32 protein-coding genes, 1 tRNA gene and 2 pseudogenes are annotated in these 22,317 nt (G+C 24.2%); 24 read left to right on the top strand and 11 right to left on the bottom strand.

The window, feature by feature from the left end; genetic code table 4:
* Positions 1 to 50 precede the first annotated feature (50 nt).
* Together AAHM82_RS11315 and AAHM82_RS11310 are read left to right on the top strand one after the other, a co-directional pair.
* Positions 51 to 620, top strand: coding sequence for a hypothetical protein (locus AAHM82_RS11315; RefSeq protein ID WP_342264000.1), 570 nt, complete (start codon positions 51 to 53; stop codon positions 618 to 620).
* A 104-nt stretch (positions 621 to 724) separates the two neighbouring features.
* Positions 725 to 1,210 (top strand): PTS glucose transporter subunit IIA, encoded by a 486-nt coding sequence (locus tag AAHM82_RS11310; RefSeq protein ID WP_342263999.1) that lies wholly within the window; start codon positions 725 to 727, stop codon positions 1,208 to 1,210.
* 169 nt (positions 1,211 to 1,379) lie between these two features.
* Here the strand turns inward: AAHM82_RS11310 and AAHM82_RS14840 are convergent, their stop codons facing one another.
* Positions 1,380 to 1,772, bottom strand: coding sequence for a transposase family protein (locus AAHM82_RS14840; protein ID WP_342264845.1), 393 nt, complete (start codon positions 1,770 to 1,772; stop codon positions 1,380 to 1,382).
* The gene (locus AAHM82_RS14835) at positions 1,769 to 2,209 is read right to left on the bottom strand and encodes a transposase family protein (protein ID WP_342263396.1); all 441 of its coding nucleotides are present in this window, start codon (positions 2,207 to 2,209) and stop codon (positions 1,769 to 1,771) included. Before AAHM82_RS14835 ends, AAHM82_RS14840 begins: the two co-directional genes overlap by 4 nt.
* 102 nt (positions 2,210 to 2,311) lie before the next feature.
* On the opposite strand from AAHM82_RS14835, the gene AAHM82_RS11300 reads away from it, so the two are divergent.
* From AAHM82_RS11300 to AAHM82_RS11280, 5 genes are all read left to right on the top strand, one after another.
* On the top strand, positions 2,312 to 2,572 hold the full coding sequence (locus AAHM82_RS11300; protein ID WP_342263998.1) for a hypothetical protein: 261 nt from the start codon (positions 2,312 to 2,314) through the stop codon (positions 2,570 to 2,572).
* A 416-nt stretch (positions 2,573 to 2,988) separates the two neighbouring features.
* Positions 2,989 to 4,065: a hypothetical protein gene (locus tag AAHM82_RS11295; protein ID WP_342263997.1), complete on the top strand. Its 1,077-nt coding sequence runs from the start codon at positions 2,989 to 2,991 to the stop codon at positions 4,063 to 4,065.
* Positions 4,066 to 4,204: 139 nt separating this feature from the next.
* Positions 4,205 to 4,876 (top strand): hypothetical protein, encoded by a 672-nt coding sequence (locus AAHM82_RS11290; RefSeq protein WP_342263996.1) that lies wholly within the window; start codon positions 4,205 to 4,207, stop codon positions 4,874 to 4,876.
* Between the two features lie 56 nt (positions 4,877 to 4,932).
* Positions 4,933 to 5,361 (top strand): hypothetical protein, encoded by a 429-nt coding sequence (locus tag AAHM82_RS11285; RefSeq protein WP_342262434.1) that lies wholly within the window; start codon positions 4,933 to 4,935, stop codon positions 5,359 to 5,361.
* Positions 5,362 to 5,437: 76 nt separating this feature from the next.
* Positions 5,438 to 6,526: a DDE-type integrase/transposase/recombinase gene (locus AAHM82_RS11280; protein ID WP_342263995.1), complete on the top strand. Its 1,089-nt coding sequence runs from the start codon at positions 5,438 to 5,440 to the stop codon at positions 6,524 to 6,526.
* A gap of 63 nt (positions 6,527 to 6,589) precedes the next feature.
* On the opposite strand, the gene AAHM82_RS11275 is transcribed toward AAHM82_RS11280, so the two are convergent.
* On the bottom strand, positions 6,590 to 7,072 hold the full coding sequence (locus AAHM82_RS11275; protein WP_342263994.1) for a hypothetical protein: 483 nt from the start codon (positions 7,070 to 7,072) through the stop codon (positions 6,590 to 6,592).
* A gap of 161 nt (positions 7,073 to 7,233) precedes the next feature.
* Between AAHM82_RS11275 and AAHM82_RS11270 the strand changes: the two genes are divergently transcribed.
* Positions 7,234 to 7,476: a transposase family protein gene (locus tag AAHM82_RS11270; protein WP_342263993.1), complete on the top strand. Its 243-nt coding sequence runs from the start codon at positions 7,234 to 7,236 to the stop codon at positions 7,474 to 7,476.
* Between the two features lie 72 nt (positions 7,477 to 7,548).
* Here the strand turns inward: AAHM82_RS11270 and AAHM82_RS11265 are convergent, their stop codons facing one another.
* Complete coding sequence (locus tag AAHM82_RS11265) at positions 7,549 to 8,508, bottom strand: IS1/IS1595 family N-terminal zinc-binding domain-containing protein (RefSeq protein ID WP_342263992.1); 960 nt, start codon at positions 8,506 to 8,508, stop codon at positions 7,549 to 7,551.
* Between the two features lie 272 nt (positions 8,509 to 8,780).
* Here AAHM82_RS11265 and AAHM82_RS14830 point away from each other — a divergent pair, with 272 nt between their 5' ends.
* A complete protein-coding gene (locus AAHM82_RS14830) occupies positions 8,781 to 9,026 on the top strand; it encodes a transposase family protein (RefSeq protein WP_425289021.1) in 246 nt (81 codons plus the stop codon).
* A gap of 95 nt (positions 9,027 to 9,121) precedes the next feature.
* On the opposite strand, the gene AAHM82_RS11260 is transcribed toward AAHM82_RS14830, so the two are convergent.
* On the bottom strand, positions 9,122 to 10,081 hold the full coding sequence (locus AAHM82_RS11260; RefSeq protein WP_342263991.1) for an IS1/IS1595 family N-terminal zinc-binding domain-containing protein: 960 nt from the start codon (positions 10,079 to 10,081) through the stop codon (positions 9,122 to 9,124).
* Positions 10,082 to 10,236: 155 nt separating this feature from the next.
* Between AAHM82_RS11260 and AAHM82_RS11255 the strand changes: the two are divergent.
* Positions 10,237 to 10,359 (top strand): annotated as a pseudogene (locus AAHM82_RS11255) (IS5/IS1182 family transposase); the annotation flags it as partial.
* A gap of 164 nt (positions 10,360 to 10,523) precedes the next feature.
* On the opposite strand, the gene AAHM82_RS11250 reads toward AAHM82_RS11255, so the two are convergent.
* Together AAHM82_RS11250 and AAHM82_RS11245 are read right to left on the bottom strand one after the other, a co-directional pair.
* On the bottom strand, positions 10,524 to 10,850 hold the full coding sequence (locus tag AAHM82_RS11250) for a lipoprotein (RefSeq protein WP_342263990.1): 327 nt from the start codon (positions 10,848 to 10,850) through the stop codon (positions 10,524 to 10,526).
* 234 nt (positions 10,851 to 11,084) lie between these two features.
* Complete coding sequence (locus tag AAHM82_RS11245) at positions 11,085 to 12,044, bottom strand: IS1/IS1595 family N-terminal zinc-binding domain-containing protein (protein WP_342263989.1); 960 nt, start codon at positions 12,042 to 12,044, stop codon at positions 11,085 to 11,087.
* A 289-nt stretch (positions 12,045 to 12,333) separates the two neighbouring features.
* Between AAHM82_RS11245 and AAHM82_RS11240 the strand changes: the two genes are divergently transcribed.
* The 14 genes and pseudogenes from AAHM82_RS11240 (at position 12,334) to AAHM82_RS11180 (ending at position 20,268) form a co-directional block, all read left to right on the top strand.
* On the top strand, positions 12,334 to 12,690 hold the full coding sequence (locus tag AAHM82_RS11240) for a hypothetical protein (RefSeq protein ID WP_342263988.1): 357 nt from the start codon (positions 12,334 to 12,336) through the stop codon (positions 12,688 to 12,690).
* A 52-nt stretch (positions 12,691 to 12,742) separates the two neighbouring features.
* Positions 12,743 to 13,135 (top strand): transposase family protein, encoded by a 393-nt coding sequence (locus tag AAHM82_RS11235; RefSeq protein ID WP_342263426.1) that lies wholly within the window; start codon positions 12,743 to 12,745, stop codon positions 13,133 to 13,135.
* A gap of 2 nt (positions 13,136 to 13,137) precedes the next feature.
* A complete protein-coding gene (locus tag AAHM82_RS11230; protein WP_342264877.1) occupies positions 13,138 to 13,560 on the top strand; it encodes a transposase family protein in 423 nt (140 codons plus the stop codon).
* A 72-nt stretch (positions 13,561 to 13,632) separates the two neighbouring features.
* Positions 13,633 to 13,866 carry a hypothetical protein gene (locus AAHM82_RS11225; RefSeq protein WP_342263987.1) on the top strand — a complete coding sequence of 78 codons (234 nt, stop codon included), beginning with the start codon at positions 13,633 to 13,635 and terminating at the stop codon, positions 13,864 to 13,866.
* A complete protein-coding gene (locus AAHM82_RS11220; protein ID WP_342263986.1) occupies positions 13,835 to 15,112 on the top strand; it encodes a hypothetical protein in 1,278 nt (425 codons plus the stop codon). The genes AAHM82_RS11225 and AAHM82_RS11220 overlap by 32 nt, the downstream gene beginning before the upstream one ends.
* 40 nt (positions 15,113 to 15,152) lie before the next feature.
* Positions 15,153 to 15,620 (top strand): hypothetical protein, encoded by a 468-nt coding sequence (locus AAHM82_RS11215; RefSeq protein ID WP_342263985.1) that lies wholly within the window; start codon positions 15,153 to 15,155, stop codon positions 15,618 to 15,620.
* Between the two features lie 142 nt (positions 15,621 to 15,762).
* Positions 15,763 to 16,986, top strand: a complete 1,224-nt coding sequence (locus tag AAHM82_RS11210; RefSeq protein ID WP_425289034.1) for an IS256 family transposase — start codon at positions 15,763 to 15,765, stop codon at positions 16,984 to 16,986.
* Between the two features lie 15 nt (positions 16,987 to 17,001).
* Complete coding sequence (locus tag AAHM82_RS11205) at positions 17,002 to 17,247, top strand: IS1/IS1595 family N-terminal zinc-binding domain-containing protein (RefSeq protein WP_342263984.1); 246 nt, start codon at positions 17,002 to 17,004, stop codon at positions 17,245 to 17,247.
* 64 nt (positions 17,248 to 17,311) lie between these two features.
* Positions 17,312 to 17,590 (top strand): transposase, encoded by a 279-nt coding sequence (locus AAHM82_RS11200; protein WP_342263780.1) that lies wholly within the window; start codon positions 17,312 to 17,314, stop codon positions 17,588 to 17,590.
* 32 nt (positions 17,591 to 17,622) lie between these two features.
* Positions 17,623 to 18,006 (top strand): IS3 family transposase, encoded by a 384-nt coding sequence (locus AAHM82_RS11195; protein ID WP_342263983.1) that lies wholly within the window; start codon positions 17,623 to 17,625, stop codon positions 18,004 to 18,006.
* A 65-nt stretch (positions 18,007 to 18,071) separates the two neighbouring features.
* Positions 18,072 to 18,512, top strand: coding sequence for a transposase family protein (locus tag AAHM82_RS14825; RefSeq protein ID WP_342263396.1), 441 nt, complete (start codon positions 18,072 to 18,074; stop codon positions 18,510 to 18,512).
* Positions 18,509 to 18,901: a transposase family protein gene (locus AAHM82_RS14820; protein ID WP_342264845.1), complete on the top strand. Its 393-nt coding sequence runs from the start codon at positions 18,509 to 18,511 to the stop codon at positions 18,899 to 18,901. Before AAHM82_RS14825 ends, AAHM82_RS14820 begins: the two co-directional genes overlap by 4 nt.
* 173 nt (positions 18,902 to 19,074) lie before the next feature.
* Positions 19,075 to 19,494 (top strand): annotated as a pseudogene (locus AAHM82_RS11185) (IS3 family transposase); the annotation flags it as partial.
* An 18-nt stretch (positions 19,495 to 19,512) separates the two neighbouring features.
* The gene (locus AAHM82_RS11180) at positions 19,513 to 20,268 is read left to right on the top strand and encodes a transposase (protein WP_342263982.1); all 756 of its coding nucleotides are present in this window, start codon (positions 19,513 to 19,515) and stop codon (positions 20,266 to 20,268) included.
* Between the two features lie 144 nt (positions 20,269 to 20,412).
* Here AAHM82_RS11180 and AAHM82_RS14815 read toward each other — a convergent pair whose 3' ends face one another.
* The 4 genes from AAHM82_RS14815 to AAHM82_RS11165 form a co-directional block, all read right to left on the bottom strand.
* Complete coding sequence (locus AAHM82_RS14815) at positions 20,413 to 20,805, bottom strand: transposase family protein (RefSeq protein WP_342264845.1); 393 nt, start codon at positions 20,803 to 20,805, stop codon at positions 20,413 to 20,415.
* A complete protein-coding gene (locus tag AAHM82_RS14810; protein ID WP_425288976.1) occupies positions 20,802 to 21,242 on the bottom strand; it encodes a helix-turn-helix domain-containing protein in 441 nt (146 codons plus the stop codon). Before AAHM82_RS14810 ends, AAHM82_RS14815 begins: the two co-directional genes overlap by 4 nt.
* Positions 21,243 to 21,717: 475 nt before the next feature.
* Complete coding sequence (locus AAHM82_RS11170) at positions 21,718 to 22,008, bottom strand: hypothetical protein (RefSeq protein ID WP_342263981.1); 291 nt, start codon at positions 22,006 to 22,008, stop codon at positions 21,718 to 21,720.
* A gap of 198 nt (positions 22,009 to 22,206) precedes the next feature.
* Positions 22,207 to 22,280: transfer RNA gene (locus AAHM82_RS11165), tRNA-Gly, on the bottom strand.
* Positions 22,281 to 22,317 lie beyond the last annotated feature (37 nt).

Below are 22,317 nucleotides of genomic sequence, written 5' to 3'. Positions count from 1 at the left end.
AAATTAATATGTTTTAATAAGAGAAAGAAGCTGAAAGGATTGATTATTAAATGATGAATGATAAATTAACTAAGTTATTAATTATTTCAAGTTTATCAATAGGAGCTACAAGCAATTTAGGTACTATTAATAATGTTAAAAGTAAAGAAGAAAAATCTGTTGATGTTTTAAATCTTATTATCAATAAAACAGTTGATGAAGAACAATGAGAACAGAATATTAAATTTATCTTAGAAGATTTTATTTTTTCAAAATCGTTGATTTTTAATTGAACTGTTAATACTTTTAAAAAAGATTTTAATATTTCTGAACAACAAAAACAACCATATAATTTTTCTTTAACGGATGCTAAATATTATTATTACAAAATTCTTAATGATGTTAGAAGATTTATTGATAGTCAGTTAGATATTCGGTGAAGGATTGATCTTGAAGTTAAGAAAATTAAATGAAGAGCTAGTAATGCGGATTTAACAGCAGCTTTAATTAGTTCATTTGATTTATATGTTGATCGCCCTTTAACGAGTTATTTAGATGTGTATTTGTGAAGTAATAAAATGCAGAAGCATTATTTAGCAACAGGTCTTAGTTATAATGTTGGATTTAATATTATAAAATAAATTATTAAGGTAAGATGGGGGGGATATCACTTTTGTTTTAATGACAAAAGTGATTTTTTCACATATAATTAAAGATATATGATATATGAAAGGAAAATAATTAAATGTTTAGTTTTGATAATTTTTTTAAAAAAAAGCAAATTGAAGTTTTATCACCTGTAGATGGTGAGGTAATTAATATTACTGATGTTAGTGATGAAGTGTTTAATGAAAAGATGTTAGGTGATGGTGTCGCATTAATTCCTACTGCTAATGAGTTTTATGCTCCGTTTGCAGGTACGATAACTTCAATATTTCCTACGAATCATGCTTATGGAATTCAACATCAAACGAAAGTAGAATGTTTACTACACATTGGTTTAGATACGGTTAATTTAAAAGGTAGGGGGTTTGAACCAAAAGTTAAGCAAGGTCAAAAAGTAAAGGCGAATGAATTATTAGCAGTTGTTAATTGAAGTGAAATTGCTGGTGAGATTACATCAAATCAATCGCCGTTAATTTTTTTACCTGATAGTTTAAAGGGTAAAAAAATTACTAATATTAAATTAGGTCCTGTTAAAGCTGGTGAAGTTATTGCAATAATTCAATAGACTTCTTGCAACATTAATATGATAATTATAATTTTTAAATTTAAAATAAATATAAAAGTGTTATTAAAATAATTTTTAGATTATTTTTACAAATATTTTGTCATTAAAACATAATAAAAATTATTATTTACAATAAAAAAAGACTGAAATTTTAAATTATCAAATATATTTAAACTAATAGTTGTAAATTATAAATTGAAGCTATTAAATTAAATCTTAAAGCAAATCTTTTTCTACGATTTCGATATTTTTCACTAATAATTTTAAATTTTTTAAGTATAGCAAAAACATTTTCAATAACAATTCTCATTTTTGAAATTCGCTCATTATTTTGCTTTTCTTCTTTATTTAAAGGGTTTTTCTTTGATTTTCTTTTAGGAATTAAAACATTATGATTAATTTTTTGTATGCCTTGATAACCTAAATCCACTAAAACAGTTGTTTCTGGTAAAAATTTAATTTTTGAATCTTTTAAAATTTTAAAGTCATGGTTTTTACCATAAGAAAAATCAGAACTAATAATTTTTTTACTATCTTTTTCAATTATAACTTGTGTTTTTATTGTGTGTTTTTTCTTTTTTCCTGAGTAGTGCTGTTTTTGTCTTTTTTTGGGCGTTGGATTTGGCTTTCAGTTACATCAATTATAACAGTCTTATCTTTGAAATAATCTTTTAATAGTGATTTTTGACCAGTAAGTTGTTGAAAATTAGGGTGTTTTATTAAAGTGTCTTCAATTCATTTGATATTTCTATAACAACTACTTTCACTAATATCATAACTTTTTGCAATATGAAAATAAGTTCTATATTCTCTTCAATATTCTAAAGTCATTAAAATACGATTTTCTAATGATAATTTATTGGTTCTTCCGCGACGAAATCTCTTTTTTAATTCTTCTATTTTTAAAATTTCTAGCATTTTATTAAAAGTAGTATGTTTAATACCAGTTAATCTTAAAAAATTTTTATCACTTATTTGATTATTTTTTTTAAATTTCATTTAAATTCCACCTTTTTATTAAAAACAACAATTCAATTATATTTTAAATTAATTTTGCAAGAAGTCTAATTAATTAACGAAAATTCAATTATTACTTTCGATATGCAAAAATTATATTTTTTAGTAGCAAAACAAACAAATTCTACTTTATGTGTAACTAAAACAACAATTAATCCTGAAGCTAGTTATCGTAACTTAAATAAAATCAGTAAATTACAATCTAGTCTTAAAGAAGCCTTAATTCATTATCATGGTTTAGGTTTTACTAATATTCAAAATTATTTAAATCTCTGAAAATGAAAATACCAACATAAGGGTTTAACTCCAAATCAACAAACAGCGGTATTATATTTTAATGTATAAAAAAAGTTAAAGTAAAAATAGTAATTTTACATAAAAGCCTTTTAAAATTATCAAGTTGATGATTTTTTTTATTTTATCAAGAGTTTTCGACAAAATTAAAACATTTTTTTATTATACTTCATAGTTTTATCGTTATAATTTGAGTGTTTTTAACAAGAATTAGAACTAATACAGATGAGTTTTTTAAAGATTTTATATTGTTTGATTTTCAAAATGTATTTTTTAAGGTGTATTTTTGATTATTAATGGTTTATTTGTTAATGACAGTTGTTAAGTTAATTATTAAGCGTTTTTATTTTAATGAAAGTAGTTAGAAAACATCAAAAAGAAGTTATTAATATTTCTGAATGTCCATTATATTATGAATATAAATTCTCTCATGCTTTTAAAGCAATAAAAGAGAGTTTTAAGTCGTGATGAGATGCATAAGATTATTTCTTGATTTAATTATAATGTTTATTGGTTTGGTGCCATTAGGGGTGTTCTTTGATACAAAACAACCACCAAAACCTAATATGGAACAATCCTTTATGAAACGAGAAAAACGAGCTACAAATCCCAGTCAATGTGGTAATAGTTGTGAATTAGAGTTTGCTAGCATTAAACAGAGTGCTTTTATTTATAATCCTTATTTTCGAAATAATTTTAATTCTAATCTCTTACAAGTTAAGAATCAGGGTTTAAATATTCCGTATGATATTCCAAGAAATGTTGGGGGTGGTTATTTTCCAAATTCTAGCCTTATTTTATTGGTTAAAGAAAAATCCAATGTTTATGATGAAGTTAATAATTTTTATCGTAATAATGGTACATATTCAAGTAATGCTTATGTTGTTGATAGCTTAGTTAAATTTAAAATTTCTATTTATGAATCAGAAGGTATATTTTATTTAAATTCATTTTCTGCCGAAATGTCTCCTTTACCCGAAAAAGAGAACGAGCAATTATTACCAACAGTAATAACTAAAAATGATGGTGAATATCAGTATAATCAGTTTCAAGATAAACTTGATTATTTAATGATACAACGCCGAGATTTTGATAAATTTAATTATAGTTATTTATATTGAGTCCCAATTTTTAATTTCTTTGACGATAATTTTAAATATATGAGTGAAATTTCAATTAAATTAAATGGTTTTAAACAAAATAGTAAATTTAATTTAAGTCGCAAAAACTCATATCCTAAACCTGATATGATGGAAAAAGTTATTTTTAGGGAACTTTCCTTTTCCAGTTTTGGTGATGTTATTACTATAAAAACTGAGCATGGTAGCATTGTGGGGTATAATGAGTTTTTAGAAAATGGTAAATCGATTTTAAAATTTGGGTCAGTAACAAGTTTTGGAATAGATTTTATTAATACCTTTTTTGGACAAATTAATTATTATGGTAATACTTTCCATTTTTTACGCTATGATGACAAATTAAAGACTGATTTTAAAGATTTTATACTTTATTATTCAAAAAGATTTAACTATTGATTTTATTAATGGTTTATTTAACAAAATTTATAAAGTTTTAGGTGAGTTTTTTGTCCAGTTCTTTTATGCGAGTTTTGATACAGATGCCTCTACTTATGTAGAATTAGATTACAAAGGGATGCAACAAATTCCTAAAAATGTTTTACAAATGGGTTTTTTCTATCGTTCCTTAATTACTTTTTATCCCAAACAGTATTTAATTAACTTTGGTTCAACAATGGAAAATAGTAAGAATATGATTTTTCGTTCCTATTTCTTTGTTAAAGATAAACAAATTGCCAATGGTTTTAATACTGGTAAAAGTTCTTATCAAATAGATTTTAATGTGTTAAAAGCATATGATAATCAATTATGAAACTCCACTAGTAATAAACTGCATTTTTATAATGCTAAAATCGATGTCATGTATGGAATTAATATTTTTACACTAACTTTCCCACTATATAAAAAGAAAAACGAAAGCACTGAATATCATTATTCTTTATACGATTTTAACATTTTGAATTCAACAGCTTTTATTGGTGGCGGAATAAGCGGAAATATGGATGATTTAATTCCAACGCCCAGCTGTTCTTATTGGGGTTTATTTAGTGCCATATCGTGTGGCATTCAACACGCTTCTGTTAGTGTGTTAAATTGATTACTTGGTCTTTCTGGAATTAATCTTTTAATTCGTCCTCTTGCTGATATTGCCAAAACAACAATTAATTTTACGAAAACTGCTTTCCCAGTATTTGAAGTTATTCCGACATTTCAGATGTTATTTGAATTTGTAGTGCCCTTAGCAATTTTGCTAATGATATTAAAAAAGTTTTCTTAAATGTTTCCAATATTTTTATATAAAATATAATTCCTTTGAAAGGAGGATTTTTATTTATGTGAAAATTTTTATCAGCTTTAAATTTAGTATGTATAATGTTTATCTCGGGATGTAGTAAAAATAGCAATGATTTAAAAAAATATGATTTAGAGTTTGCTAGCATTAAACAGAGTGCTTTTATTTATAATCCTTATTTTCAAAATAATTTTAATTCTAATCTCTTACAAGTTAAGAATCAGGGTTTAAATATTCCGTATGATATTCCAAGAAATGTTGGGGGTGGTTATTTTCCAAATCCTAGTCTTATTTTATTGGTTAAAGAAAAATCCAATGTTTATGATGAAGTTAATAATTTTTATCGTAATAATGGTACATATTCAAGTAATGCTTATGTTGTTGATAGCTTAGTTAAATTTAAAATTTCTATTTATGAATCAGAAGGTATATTTTATTTAAATTCATTTTCTGCCGAAATGCCTTATTAACTTTAGTAATTTAATAACCATTCTTGAAAATCGTATTTTTTGTAATACGGTTTTCTTAATTTAAGGAGTTTAAAAAATGAAATATATTATTTCCCAAGCTGATTTAGCAGATTTAAAAGCAAAAGTACAAAGTTGACTAAGTGCTAATTGCCGTAATCCTTATTACTATAAAACTAAAAAACGCATTACTGCCTATTTAAATTTATGCACTTATTTTTATATGGAAGAAACTACTTTAACAAAACTTATTAAAAAATATTTTAAGAATGCAACGAAAACCTTTTATCGTTGGGTGGAAAAAATTATGACTGCTTATTATTCTGATAATTTAGATTTGTTATTGTTTAAAACTACAAAACCACAAAATCTTAATTATCAATATAGTTTAAATTCTCGTGAAAAGGTATGTGATTTATATTTTGATTATAAAAATCTTCAAGCAGGTGAAATGTGGTCTTTATTTAATAATTTAAAAATCGGTTCTCACGATATTAAAAATTCAGAAGTTCCTAAAAATATCAAAACTTTTTATCGTTGAATTAAATCTGACCCTCGTTGAAAAGAATTAAAACAGCAAATCAAACAAACAAAACGCCATTTTAAGCGTTATGAAGTTTCTGAGATTGGTCTTTTACAAATGGATGCTAAAATTATTACCACATCAAATTTTCCGGTTGATAAAAAATATTACATTTATGATTTCATTGACGAAATGACACGGATAGTATTTGGTTATGTTTATGATAGTTTAGGAACCAATAACGCAATTAATGCCATGCAAAGAGCAATAAAAGATTTTAGCAAACTTGGTATAACAATTAAACGCCTTCGTACTGATAACGCTCCAGAGTTTACTACTACTAACTGAAGTAATAAAAAATCATACAAAGTAAAAGAAAGGCCTTTTACAACCTTTCTTTCGAGGAACGGAATTGTTCACGAAACCACACCAATCCGTTCTCCTCAGAGCAACGGAAAGATTGAACGATTCCATCAACATTATACCAAATTATTTTATTCTAAGGATAAAAAATTAAATCAAAATGAGCTTCAACATTATTTAAACAAATATTATTACTTTTATAATTTTGAACGCCGTCATTCATCTTTAAACAGTAAAACACCTTTTCAAAAATTGCAAAAATTTTTACTATTAGTTTCTTAAAATAAATGCACTGCCATTCGGCGATAATTCAATTTCTTAAAAATAATTCCGAGACTGCCTTTCTTAATTACTTCCAAATCCAAGGGGTATTTCAGGCTGTAATAGATGAAATGCTACCCACGCACCATTTCCATAATCATAAGAATTTAATCCTCATAAATTTAATGTTACTCATCCAGCAATTATAACCGCTACTGGTGCTAGTGGAGGGAATGGGAATGCTTCTGCAATTTGTTGAGCTAGTTCAGTTATTGAATGCCCGCCTTCAATAAGGCTTTCAATTTCATTATGACTAAAATGTAGTCTGCAATAACCAAATCAATATCAATATGTTTCAAATCAAACTCCCGAATCTTTTAATTGATAACTATCAATTATTATTGGTTTATTGTAATTTTCTCTTTTATTTCTATTTAAATTTTCTAAATTATCAGCCTTTTGATAATTAATTTCATTTTTTGCTGGAGCTGGAGCGTTTCCAACAAGTCCCGCCATTCCGCTCCCTGCTATTGTTATTGTTCCTAAGATTCCTAGTAATTTTTTCATATTAATCAAATCCCTTTCGTGAATTTTTACTAATTAATAAAATTAATAACACCTTTTCCTTTCTCCAAATTTTAATCTACAGTCTTTTTACCTTAGACTTGGTACATAACCTTTAATTTTATCTACTATTTTGATAATATTATTTCCTAGGTGAAGTACAAATGTTAGATAAATACAAAGACGAAAACGAATTTTATAGTTTAATAGGCATAAAATATAAAACTTTCATGAAAATGGTAGAAATTTTAAAAGAAGGTGAAGCTAAACAAAAACAAATTGGTGGTAGACCAAATAAATTATCAATAGAGCAAAGATTACTTATGACTTTAGAATACTGAAAAGAATATAGTACATATCGTATTATTGCAAAAAAATATTTTAATTTTGTCGAAAACTCTTGATAAAATAAAAAAAATCATCAACTTGATAATTTTAAAAGGCTTTTATGTAAAATTACTATTTTTACTTTAACTTTTTTATACATTAAAATATAATACCGCTGTTTGTTGGTTTGGAGTTAAACCCTTATGTTGGTATTTTCATTTTCAGAGATTTAAATAATTTTGAATATTAGTAAAACCTAAACCATGATAATGAATTAAGGCTTCTTTAAGACTAGATTGTAATTTACTGATTTTATTTAAGTTACGATAACTAGCTTCAGGATTAATTGTTGTTTTAGTTACACATAAAGTAGAATTTGTTTGTTTTGCTACTAAAAAATATAATTTTTGCATATCAGAAGTAATAATTAAATTTTCGTTAATTAATTCTTTGTTCATATTTTCAATAACTCATTGTTTTTGTAAACGTTTGGTGTTTGTGGATTTAACATAAATATTGTTATTATTATCAATTGCCATTTGAATACAGCATTTAGTATTAGTTGCGAATGGGTCAAGGTGAATTCTTCGTGGATCAGTTTTATATTTGAAATTTCCTTTATGAATTTCTTTAATAAATGTTTCATCGATTTGGATTTTACCAGATAATTTTTTAAATTTTAATTGGGTATTTTCTAATTGTTTTGATTTCATTAATTTTTGACGATTATATCAAGCAGTTTTTAATGTAGTTTTAATAAAACGAGAAATTGTTTTACTAGATTGCCCCAGCAATGAAATTTGAATCAATAAATTTCATTGTTCATAATTTAAATGACTTCAATAAATAAAATGATTACGAAAAGCGTCAAAACTTGCACGGCAATTTTTACATAAATATTTTTGTTTTCCTTCTGAATTATGTCCATTTTTAACGCAATGGTAAGATTCACATTTAGGGCATTTAATACCTTGCGCTCTAAATTTTTGATCAATTTCATTTAAACGTTTTTGTTTTTTTATTAATTCTGCTTGTTGTTTGACTTTTTCATAAAATTCTAAAAATTGATCATCTGTTAAAGTATTTACTAGTTCTTGAATTATTTTTTCCATAATTATTATCCACCTCTATCATATTAAAATATACCTAAAATTAAGTATATTCAATAAATATCAAGAGTTTTCGACAAAATTAAAAAAAAATATAATATTAGTCATGTTAGTTGTATTCGTAATATCTTTTGAGTTGAAAATACTCTAATAAAAAATAGTCACTTTCATATACCTGGCAAAAAGATATTATTAGAAAATAAGGGTACTACTAATAATTTATTAGCAATTGATGCTACAGAAATTCCAATTGAAAGAATTAAAAAAAACTAAAATTATTATTTTCTGGTAAGAAAAGGCAACATTCATTAAAATCGCAAATAATTATTGATTTATTTAACAATAAAATTATTTCAGTAGATTTTTGTTATGGCAGTACTCATGATTATAAGTTATTTTTAAAATCAAATACACTTATAAATCCAAAATTAGAATTAATTGCCGATTCAGGATATCAAGGTTTGCAAAATGTTCATAAAAATACATTATTGCCAATTAAAAAGAGTAAAAATAATTTTTAATTTTGTCGAAAACTCTTGATAAAATAAAAAAAATCATCAACTTGATAATTTTAAAAGGCTTTTATGTAAAATTACTATTTTTACTTTAACTTTTTTTATACATTAAAATATAATACCGCTGTTTGTTGATTTGGAGTTAAACCCTTATGTTGGTATTTTCATTTTCAGAGATTTAAATAATTTTGAATATTAGTAAAACCTAAACCATGATAATGAATTAAGGCTTCTTTAAGACTAGATTGTAATTTACTGATTTTATTTAAGTTACGATAACTAGCTTCAGAATTAATTGTTGTTTTAGTTACACATAAAGTAGAATTTGTTTGTTTTGCTACTAAAAAATATAATTTTTGCATATCAGAAGTAATAATTGAATTTTCGTTAATTAATTCTTTGTTCATATTTTCAATAACTCATTGTTTTTGTAAACGTTTGATGTTTGTGGATTTAACATAAATATTGTTATTATTATCAATTGCCATTTGAATACAGCATTTAGTATTAGTTGCGAATGGGTCAAGGTGAATTCTTCGTGGATCAGTTTTATATTTGAAATTTCCTTTATGGATTTCTTTAATAAATGTTTCATCGATTTGGATTTTACCAGATAATTTTTTAAATTTTAATTGGGTATTTTCTAATTGTTTTGATTTCATTAATTTTTGACGATTATATCAAGCAGTTTTTAATGTAGTTTTAATAAAACGAGAAATTGTTTTACTAGATTGCCCCAGCAATGAAATTTGAATCAATAAATTTCATTGTTCATAATTTAAATGACTTCAATAAATAAAATGATTACGAAAAGCGTCAAAACTTGCACGGCAATTTTTACATAAATATTTTTGTTTCCCTTCTGAATTATGTCCATTTTTAACGCAATGGTAAAATTCACATTTAGGGCATTTAATACCTTGCGCTCTAAATTTTTGATCAATTTCATTTAACCGTTTTTGTTTTTTTATTAATTCTGCTTGTTGTTTGACTTTTTCATAAAATTCTAAAAATTGATCATCTGTTAAAGTATTTACTAGTTCTTGAATTATTTTTTCCATAATTATTATCCACCTCTATCATATTAAAATATACCTAAAATTAAGTATATTCAATAAATATCAAGAGTTTTCGACAAAATTAAAAAAAATAATCCTTTAAATCCAGATAAAAAGGAATATAATAGCTTTTTAAGTAAAGTTAGAATTGTGTCATTGAACATGTTTTTGCTAGATTAAAAAGATTTAAAATACTAGTTTATCGTTATCGCAATAAGATTAGAAGATTTGGATTACGATTTAACTTAATTTCAGGAATATATAATTTTGAATTAAGCTAGTTATAGTTATGTACCAAGTCTAATATTTTTTAAATAATTAAGTAATGCAAGAAGTTTAATGTTAAATATTTTGTTTTATTACTTATTTTTTAGATAAAATGATAATTAAATTATGATTACTTTTTTTTCAAAATTACTCAAATCTTTACCCACCTAACAAAACTTTATGCGTCCAGTTTAAATAATTTTTCAAATTCTTTTATTATAACAATGATAGATTCTTTTTCATCTTTTGAAATAGTAGAATAATCAATATTACTAAAATTTTCTTTTTGTTTATTTCAATTATTTTTAATTTCATTTCAATCATCTATTCCTGCTTTTTCTGTAATCGTTTTTTCATAAGTAGGATTTTCAAACATGTCATCTATTTTTTTAATAAATTTAAAAATAGTATCTTCAAATTTTTCATGTTGTTTACAAGCACTGATAGTGCTTGCTCCAGTTGCAGTTAAACTAACCGCCGCTACTATACTTAGTAATTTTTTCATATTAATTAATTTCCTTTTCGTAAATTTTTACTAATTAATAAAATTTATCGAACAATCAACACCCTTCTCCAAAAATTAATCTGCAATTTCTTTGCTTTAAAATTTAAGTATAATGCTTTCTTTCAAAAAATTCTTTTAATTTTGTCGAAAACTCTTGATAAAATAAAAAAAATCATCAACTTGATAATTTTAAAAGGCTTTTATGTAAAATTACTATTTTTACTTTAACTTTTTTTATACATTAAAATATAATACCACTGTTTGTTGGTTTGGAGTTAAACCCTTATGTTGGTATTTTCATTTTCAGAGATTTAAATAATTTTGAATATTAGTAAAACCTAAACCATGATAATGAATTAAGGCTTCTTTAAGACTAGATTGTAATTTACTGATTTTATTTAAGTTACGATAACTAGCTTCAGGATTAATTGTTGTTTTAGTTACACATAAAGTAGAATTTGTTTGTTTTGCTACTAAAAAATATAATTTTTGCATATCGGAAGTAATAATTGAATTTTCGTTAATTAATTCTTTGTTCATATTTTCAATAACTCATTGTTTTTGTAAACGTTTGGTGTTTGTGGATTTAACATAAATATTGTTATTATTATCAATTGCCATTTGAATACAGCATTTAGTATTAGTTGCGAATGGGTCAAGGTGAATTCTTCGTGGATCAGTTTTATATTTGAAATTTCCTTTATGGATTTCTTTAATAAATGTTTCATCGATTTGGATTTTACCAGATAATTTTTTAAATTTTAATTGGGTATTTTCTAATTGTTTTGATTTCATTAATTTTTGACGATTATATCAAGCAGTTTTTAATGTAGTTTTAATAAAACGAAAAATTGTTTTACTAGATTGCCCCAGCAATGAAATTTGAATCAATAAATTTCATTGTTCATAATTTAAATGACTTCAATAAATAAAATGATTACGAAAAGCGTCAAAACTTGCACGGCAATTTTTACATAAATATTTTTGTTTCCCTTCTGAATTATGTCCATTTTTAACGCAATGGTAAAATTCACATTTAGGGCATTTAATACCTTGCGCTCTAAATTTTTGATCAATTTCATTTAACCGTTTTTGTTTTTTTATTAATTCTGCTTGTTGTTTGACTTTTTCATAAAATTCTAAAAATTGATCATCTGTTAAAGTATTTACTAGTTCTTGAATTATTTTTTCCATAATTATTATCCACCTCTATCATATTAAAAATATACCTAAAATTAAGTATATTCAATAAATATCAAGAGTTTTCGACAAAATTAAAAAAAATTCTATTAGAATTTTAATTATTTATAAAAATTTTAAATAAAAAAATAAATTCGACCCCTTTTTTAAAAAACTGCTTGTGTTTGTCATAAGTCTGTGGTATATTACATGAATTATAAATTGTGGTATTGAGTGACTTATTAAAAAAATTAAAGAAAAAAGAACAACGAAAAATAAAATATTTTAAAAAGGAATGATAAAAATGTTTATGAAAATATTTACCGTGTTAATTATTAGTTTTAATAACATTTTTATCATTCCCCAAAATATTAACAATAGTGAAATAACAACACACAAATATACACAATCACTAATTAGAAATAAAAGAGAAAGCAAAGAAACTTATATGTTAAATTTATCAAATGTTAAAATTCAAATTACATATAACTATAACGATAAATATGAAATAGATTTTTATAGCACCAAAAAAGAAGAAATTATCAATATTCCAAAATGATTAAAATATGATGGAACTAGTAGTTGCGAAGAAAATTGAAGACCTAATTGTGGTTTAAAAAGTTTACATTTTGAGAAAAATGATATAAGACTTGGTACATAACCTTTAATTTTATCTACTATTTTGATAATATTATTTCCTAGGTGAAGTACAAATGTTAGATAAATACAAAGACGAAAACGAATTTTATAGTTTAATAGGCATAAAATATAAAACTTTCATGAAAATGGTAGAAATTTTAAAAGAAGGTGAAGCTAAACAAAAACAAATTGGTGGTAGACCAAATAAATTATCAATAGAGCAAAGATTACTTATGACTTTAGAATACTGAAAAGAATATAGTACATATCGTATTATTGCAAAAAAATATAATATTAGTCATGTTAGTTGTATTCGTAATATCTTTTGAGTTGAAAATACTCTAATAAAAAATAGTCACTTTCATATACCTGGCAAAAAGATATTATTAGAAAATAAGGGTACTACTAATAATTTATTAGCAATTGATGCTACAGAAATTCCAATTGAAAGAATTAAAAAAAACTAAAATTATTATTTTCTGGTAAGAAAAGGCAACATTCATTAAAATCGCAAATAATTATTGATTTATTTAACAATAAAATTATTTCAGTAGATTTTTGTTATGGCAGTACTCATGATTATAAGTTATTTTTAAAATCAAATACACTTATAAATCCAAAATTAGAATTAATTGCCGATTCAGGATATCAAGGTTTGCAAAATGTTCATAAAAATACATTATTGCCAATTAAAAAGAGTAAAAATAATCCTTTAAATCCAGATAAAAAGGAATATAATAGCTTTTTAAGTAAAGTTAGAATTGTCATTGAACATGTTTTTGCTAGATTAAAAAGATTTAAAATACTAGTTTATCGTTATCGCAATAAGATTAGAAGATTTGGATTACGATTTAACTTAATTTCAGGAATATATAATTTTGAATTAAGCTAGTTATAGTTATGTACCAAGTCTATAGTATGAAACGAGCTTAAAAGATTAAAAATTACAATAAAAAATGACAAAATGTTTGATAAAACAGAATTTATTGTCTCAAATACTCATGTTAAAATTGCTAATGAAACAATTACTACTCCAATAAAAATACTATCTTTTAAAGCGGAAACACAAACCAAACCGACAACTGATATTGATTTGCCAGAAACAACCACCAAATTTGATGGAAACCATAATTATACAGATATCATTGATAATCTTGACTATTTAAATGATTCATCGTGGTGATTTTGACAAATTTAATTATTCTTATCTTTATTGAACACCAGTATTTAATTTTATTGACACCTTAGAAAAAGGTTATTACAAAGAATTTACCATTAAAAACCACGGTTTTAAAAACGAAAGCTATTTTTATCACAAAACTTCTAGCGGTGAAGATGAAATTAATACAAATATTTTAAAAATTAAAGCTTTTAATAAAACCTTAATCGCAGGTAATAACTATTTACAATTATTACACGGTGAAAGTGAAATCTGAAAATATAACACCAAAAGCACTAACGATTATTACCTAATTAAGTACCTTTTTGGAACATTAAATTATCTCAATGTTAAATTTAGTTTTTTACGCTACGATCCCAAATTAAGGAACGACATTTACCTTTATTTTAAAAACAACATTTCTAGTATTAACAATAGCGATTACAAAAATGTTTTTGACGAAATCTATGAAATCCTTGGTAACTTCTTTGCCAGTTTATTTTATGCTACTTTTGATATGGACGAAAAAACTCATACCGAAATTGATTTTAAGGGAGTAGATAATTACAACAAAGATTACTTTATTCAAATCGGTTTCTTTTATCGTTCGTTAATTACTTTTTATCCCAAAAAATATTTAATCAATGTTACCGGTAATTCGGAATTATTACTACGAAGTTATTTCTTTACTTTTGATAAAAAAACGCACCAAGATAATTTTAATGCTATTAAAAATAATAACAGTATCTATCAAATTGAATTTAATGTCCTTAAATCTTATGATAATAAACTCATCGCCTTACCAACCAACAAAACCGCTAACAGTATTAATTATCTCAATACCGATATTGATATTCGTTATGGTATTAATATTTTTACCTTAACTTTTCCACTTTATCACAAAGGTAATACCTATAACTACAATTTTAAAATTTATGACTTTAATGTTTTAAATTCCACAGCGTTTATTCCTGATGGTTCAAATAACAGTGAATGAGACGACTTAATTCCGCCGGCAAATTGTAAATATTCCGGGCGATGAATACCCACATTTAACGATATTGGCTGTGCGATTCAAAATGCTGGTATCAAAATGATAAATTGAATGCTGACAGCTTCACAAGTCATTACCATTTTACGACCCCTAGCAACTATTGCAAAAGCAACAGTTAATTTTTCAACTGCCATTTTTCCAGTTTTTAAAATCGTACCAGCTTTTTACTATACATTTCAATTTTTAATCGGTTTTGCCATTTTTCTAATGATATTAAGAATTTTTGTATAATTATATATATAATAAAAAAATAAAATAAAGGAGTTAAAAAATGAAAATTTTAAATATAATGGCTATTTTAGGATTAACAATATTACCCATAACTGCTTGTGCTTGTTCAAACAAAAAACAATTGTCACCGGCTGAACCGCTAATAATTAACGAATTAAATTTATCAAATGTTAAAATTCAAATTACATATAACTATAACGATAAATATGAAATAGATTTTTATAACACCAAAAAAGAAGAAATTATTAATATTCCAAAATGATTAAAATATGATGGAACTAGTAGTTGCGAAGAAAATTGAAGACCTAATTGTGGTTTAAAAAGTTTACATTTTGAGAAAAATGATATAGTATGAAACGAGCTTAAAAGATTAAAAATTACAATAAAAAATAACAAAATGTTTGATAAAACAGAATTTATTGCCTCAAATACTCATGTTAAAATTGCTAATGAAACAATTACTACTCCAATAAAAATACTATCTTTTAAAGCAGAATTAAAAAAATAATTAAACTGTAAAATGGAGATTGTACAATTAACTGCGTCTCTAAGTGATTAACTTAAATTCAGGGCCTGTCCAAAATTCTGTGTCTCGATAATTCATTCTGAATTATACTTAAACGAAGGAGAACAGAAAATGACAAAAAAAAATAAAAAAAGAACCTGATGCAATTGATAAAGTTGTTGATTATTTTTTAGAAAATATTGATAATCCACAAGATTTATTTAAAGGCAATACTATTTTTCAGGAATTTACCAAAAAATTAACTGAACGAATGTTAAATACGGAAATTAAAGATTATCTTGAAACTGATGAGAATCATAATAAAAGAAATGGCAACACACAAAAAACCATTATTACTAAAAATGGTTCAATCGCAATTGATGTACCAAGAGATGGAAATAGTACTTTTGAACCAGTAATTATTCCGAAAAGACAAAGAAGATTTGATAACTTTGATCAAAAAGTAATTTCTTTATATGCAAGAGGAATGACAATTTCTGATATCAAAGCACAATTGCAAGAATTCTATCACGGAGCAGAAATTTCAGAAAGTTTAATTAGTCAAATAACTGATGATGTTATTGAAGAAGTTAAAATGTGACAAACTAAACCTTTAGAGAAGATTTATCCGATTGTTTATTTTGATTGTATTGTTGTTAAAGTAAAGCAAGATAAACGAATAATAAATAAAGCAGTTTATCTTGCCTTAGGAATTAATTTAGATGGTTTAAAAGATATTTTAGGAATGTGAATTAGCGAGAATGAGGGAACCAAATTTTGACTTAATAATCTTACGGAAATGAAAAATCGTGGGTTACAAGATATTCTTGTTGCTTGTAGCGATAATTTAACTGGAATGTCTGATGCAATAGAAGCTGTGTTCCCAAAAACACAGCACCAATTATGCATCGTTCATCAAATTCGTAATAGTTTAAAATTTGTCCCTTACAAAGATCGCAAACTTGTAGCTAATGATTTAAAATCAATTTATACAGCAATTAATGAAGAAATAGCGGTAGTTGCTTTAGATCATTTTTCAGAAAAATGAAATAAAAAGTATCCACAAATTACTAAATCATGAAAAAATAACTGAAATAATTTAATAATTTTTCTTGAATATCCTCAAGAATTTAGAAGGATTATTTACACAACTAATGCGATTGAATCTGTTAATAGTCAACTAAGAAAAGTCATTAAGAATAAAAAGATTTTTCCTAATGACGCATCAGTTTTTAAAATATTTTATTTAGCATTTCAAAATATGGTTAAGAAATGAACGATGCCAATTCAAAATTGGGTTTTAATTTTGTCGAAAACTCTTGATATTTATTGAATATACTTAATTTTAGGTATATTTTTAATATGATAGAGGGGGATAATAATTATGGAAAAAATAATTCAAGAACTAGTAAATACTTTAACAGATGATCAATTTTTAGAATTTTATAAAAAAGTCAAACAACAAGCAGAATTAATAAAAAAACAAAAACGTTTAAATGAAATTGATCAAAAATTTAGAGCGCAAGGTATTAAATGCCCTAAATGTGAATCTTACCGTTGCGTTAAAAATGGACATAATTCAGAAGGAAAACAAAAATATTTATGTAAAAATTGCCGTGCAAGTGGATAGGCTACAATAAATTGGACCATAATTATATAGACTTCAAAATTATTAAGAAAGAAGGAATATAAAAATGGGAAATAAAACCTCATACTCTGAAGAATTTAAAAAACAAATTGTAATGCTATACAAAAATGGCAAAAGTGTTATTAATTTAGGGAAAGAATATAATTTACCAAAACCAACTATTTATAGTTGAGTTAAAAATTATAATAATTCTGGGTCATTTAAAGCAAAAGATAATCGCACTGTCGAAGAAAATGAATTAATTTACTTGCGAAAAGAAAACCAACAATTACGAATGGAAAATGACATTTTAAAGCAAGCAGCACTGATAATCGGCAAAAAATAACAATAATTAATAACAACAAAACTAAATATTCAGTGAGGAAAATATGTAAGATTTTAGGTTTACTAAAATCAACATATTATTATCAAACTAATAAATGCACTAAGTTTGATATTAATAATTATGAACAAGAAGTTATCAGTGCATTTAATAAAAGTCGTAAGATTTATGGTGCTCGTAAAATTAAAGCTGTTTTAATAAGAAAAAATATCATCTTATCACGACGAAAAATCCGATTCATTATGATCAAAAATAATTTGGTTTCTAAATACACCAAATTAAAATATCGTAATCATGAAAAAACAGTTAATAATGACCAAATTAATAATGTTTTAAATCGTCAATTTAATGACCAAAAACCCAATGAAGTTGTTGTTAGTGATTTAACATATGTTCAAGTTGGTACTAAATGACATTAGACTTCTTGCAAAATTAATTTAAAATATAATTGAATTGTTGTTTTTAATAAAAAGGTGGAATTTAAATGAAATTTAAAAAAAATAATCAAATAAGTGATAAAAATTTTTTAAGATTAACTGGTATTAAACATACTACTTTTAATAAAATGCTAGAAATTTTAAAAATAGAAGAATTAAAAAAGAGATTTCGTCGCGGAAGAACCAATAAATTATCATTAGAAAATCGTATTTTAATGACTTTAGAATATTGAAGAGAATATAGAACTTATTTTCATATTGCAAAAAGTTATGATATTAGTGAAAGTAGTTGTTATAGAAATATCAAATGAATTGAAGACACTTTAATAAAACACCCTAATTTTCAACAACTTACTGGTCAAAAATCACTATTAAAAGATTATTTCAAAGATAAGACTGTTATAATTGATGTAACTGAAAGCCAAATCCAACGCCCAAAAAAAGACAAAAACAGCACTACTCAGGAAAAAAGAAAAAACACACAATAAAAACACAAGTTATAATTGAAAAAGATAGTAAAAAAATTATTAGTTCTGATTTTTCTTATGGTAAAAACCATGACTTTAAAATTTTAAAAGATTCAAAAATTAAATTTTTACCAGAAACAACTGTTTTAGTGGATTTAGGTTATCAAGGCATACAAAAAATTAATCATAATGTTTTAATTCCTAAAAGAAAATCAAAGAAAAACCCTTTAAATAAAGAAGAAAAGCAAAATAATGAGCGAATTTCAAAAATGAGAATTGTTATTGAAAATGTTTTTGCTATACTTAAAAAATTTAAAATTATTAGTGAAAAATATCGAAATCGTAGAAAAAGATTTGCTTTAAGATTTAATTTAATAGCTTCAATTTATAATTTACAACTATTAGTTTAAATATATTTGATAATTTAAAATTTCAGTCTTTTTTTATTGTAAATAATAATTTTTATTATGTTTTAATGACAAAATATTTGTAAAAATAATCTAAAAATTATTTTAATAACACTTTTATATTTATTTTAAATTTAAAAATTATAATTATCATATTAATTTTGCAAGAAGTCTATTATATTTGTTTATTAATTGACTTGTTTAATCGCGAAGTAATTGGCTATAGTGCTAGACCAAATAAAACTGCTGAACTAGTTCAACAAGCTTTTCACAAGATAACACGACCATTAAATAAAATAACTTTATTTCATACTGATCGTGGTAATGAATTCAAAAATAAAATCATTGATGAAATTTTAATAACCTTTAAAATTCAAAGATCATTAAGTACCAAAGGATGCCCATATGATAATGCTGTTGCTGAAGCAACTTACAAAACCTTTAAAACTGAATTTATTAACGGTAAAAAATTTGCAAACTTAACACAATTAAAATGCGAACTATTTGATTTTGTTAATTGATATAACAATATTCGAATTCATGGCAGTTTAAATTATTTAACTCCCGTTGAATTTAGAAAATACCAGTCTACATAAAAAGTGTCCTAAAAAGGGTTGCCATTCCAAAGTTTTGACGCTTTTCGTAATCATTTTATTTATTGAAGTCATTTAAATTATGAACAATGAAATTTATTGATTCAAATTTCATTGCTGGGGCAATCTAGTAAAACAATTTCTCGTTTTATTAAAACTACATTAAAAACTGCTTGATATAATCGTCAAAAATTAATGAAATCAAAACAATTAGAAAATACCCAATTAAAATTTAAAAAATTATCTGGTAAAATCCAAATCGATGAAACATTTATTAAAGAAATCCATAAAGGAAATTTCAAATATAAAACTGATCCGCGAAGAATTCACCTTGACCCATTCGCAACTAATACTAAATGCTGTATTCAAATGGCAATTGATAATAATAACAATATTTATGTTAAATCCACAAACACCAAACGTTTACAAAAACAATGAGTTATTGAAAATATGAACAAAGAATTAATTAACGAAAATTCAATTATTACTTCTGATATGCAAAAATTATATTTTTTAGTAGCAAAACAAACAAATTCTACTTTATGTGTAACTAAAACAACAACTAATCCTGAAGCTAGTTATCGTAACTTAAATAAAATCAGTAAATTACAATCTAGTCTTAAAGAAGCCTTAATTCATTATCATGGTTTAGGTTTTACTAATATTCAAAATTATTTAAATCTCTGAAAATGAAAATACCAACATAAGGGTTTAACTCCAAACCAACAAACAGCGGTATTATATTTTAATAGACTTCTTGCAAAATTAATATGATAATTATAATTTTTAAATTTAAAATAAATATAAAAGTGTTATTAAAATAATTTTTAGATTATTTTTACAAATATTTTGTCATTAAAACATAATAAAAATTATTATTTACAATAAAAAAAGACTGAAATTTTAAATTATCAAATATATTTAAACTAATAGTTGTAAATTATAAATTGAAGCTATTAAATTAAATCTTAAAGCAAATCTTTTTCTACGATTTCGATATTTTTCACTAATAATTTTAAATTTTTTAAGTATAGCAAAAACATTTTCAATAACAATTCTCATTTTTGAAATTCGCTCATTATTTTGCTTTTCTTCTTTATTTAAAGGGTTTTTCTTTGATTTTCTTTTAGGAATTAAAACATTATGATTAATTTTTTGTATGCCTTGATAACCTAAATCCACTAAAACAGTTGTTTCTGGTAAAAATTTAATTTTTGAATCTTTTAAAATTTTAAAGTCATGGTTTTTACCATAAGAAAAATCAGAACTAATAATTTTTTTACTATCTTTTTCAATTATAACTTGTGTTTTTATTGTGTGTTTTTTCTTTTTTCCTGAGTAGTGCTGTTTTTGTCTTTTTTTGGGCGTTGGATTTGGCTTTCAGTTACATCAATTATAACAGTCTTATCTTTGAAATAATCTTTTAATAGTGATTTTTGACCAGTAAGTTGTTGAAAATTAGGGTGTTTTATTAAAGTGTCTTCAATTCATTTGATATTTCTATAACAACTACTTTCACTAATATCATAACTTTTTGCAATATGAAAATAAGTTCTATATTCTCTTCAATATTCTAAAGTCATTAAAATACGATTTTCTAATGATAATTTATTGGTTCTTCCGCGACGAAATCTCTTTTTTAATTCTTCTATTTTTAAAATTTCTAGCATTTTATTAAAAGTAGTATGTTTAATACCAGTTAATTTTAAAAAATTTTTATCACTTATTTGATTATTTTTTTTAAATTTCATTTAAATTCCACCTTTTTATTAAAAACAACAATTCAATTATATTTTAAATTAATTTTGCAAGAAGTCTAATGTATAAAAAAGTTAAAGTAAAAATAGTAATTTTACATAAAAGCCTTTTAAAATTATCAAGTTGATGATTTTTTTTATTTTATCAAGAGTTTTCGACAAAATTAAAAATTTTTTACAACAAAAATCATACATAAGAAATATATACTTAATTTGAATATTGAAATAATTTATAGTAAATGATTATTTTTTCTTTTTTAAAAAAAACCTAAGAAAACTAAACGCGACCTTTTTTTAAAAAACTGCTTGTGTTTGTCATAAGTCTGTGGTATATTACAAACTAATTTGATGCTATTGAGCCAATTACCTATGAGAACAAACTTCATTATCAATCTATCAAGAAATATTAAATGATAAATACGAAGAGTTACAAAAAGATTGAACAAATGACTTATTATTTATTTAGTTATTATTCTTTATAAAAATAATTTGTAATTGTCATCACAATAATTGTCATCACTAAAGTTCCTAAAATAGCTAATGAGATTGCAATAATAAAGCGTCAAAAAACTGATAATAATCATAAACTAGTTAAATATAAAACAACAAATTCTAGCATCACAATAATACTATAAATAAACTGCTCTTGTTGATGATACCCACATAAAAAACAAACTAATGTTGTAATAAAAGCATATAGTAGCATTACCATTCCAATTAAAAACATATATCCAAAAGTAATACTATCTTTAAAATTCAATTTTAATAAATTTAATTGCGGATCTAAAAGTAATCAAATCATCAACCCCGGGATTAGTGCTTGCCACAAAACAAAAAAAATACTTCTTAACTTATTATCACTTCGCATCTTTTCACTAATTAACATCACTATTCCCTCACTCTCATAAATTATACAACAAAAAACTAGACTTCTAAAAGTCTAGTTTTATTTATCTAATGGAGCGAGTGATGGGAATCGAACCCACACAATCAGCTTGGAAGGCTGAAGTTCTACCATTAAACTACACTCGCATAATGTAAGTTCATTACAAAATATATCACATTTAAA

Origin of the sequence: Spiroplasma endosymbiont of Clivina fossor, from assembly GCF_964031115.1 — a bacterium.
In the GTDB taxonomy this organism is placed as follows: domain Bacteria; phylum Bacillota_I; class Bacilli_A; order Mycoplasmatales; family Nriv7; genus Nriv7.
The sequence above is the reverse complement of the archived record's forward strand: the minus strand, read 5'-3'. Positions and strand labels throughout refer to the sequence as shown.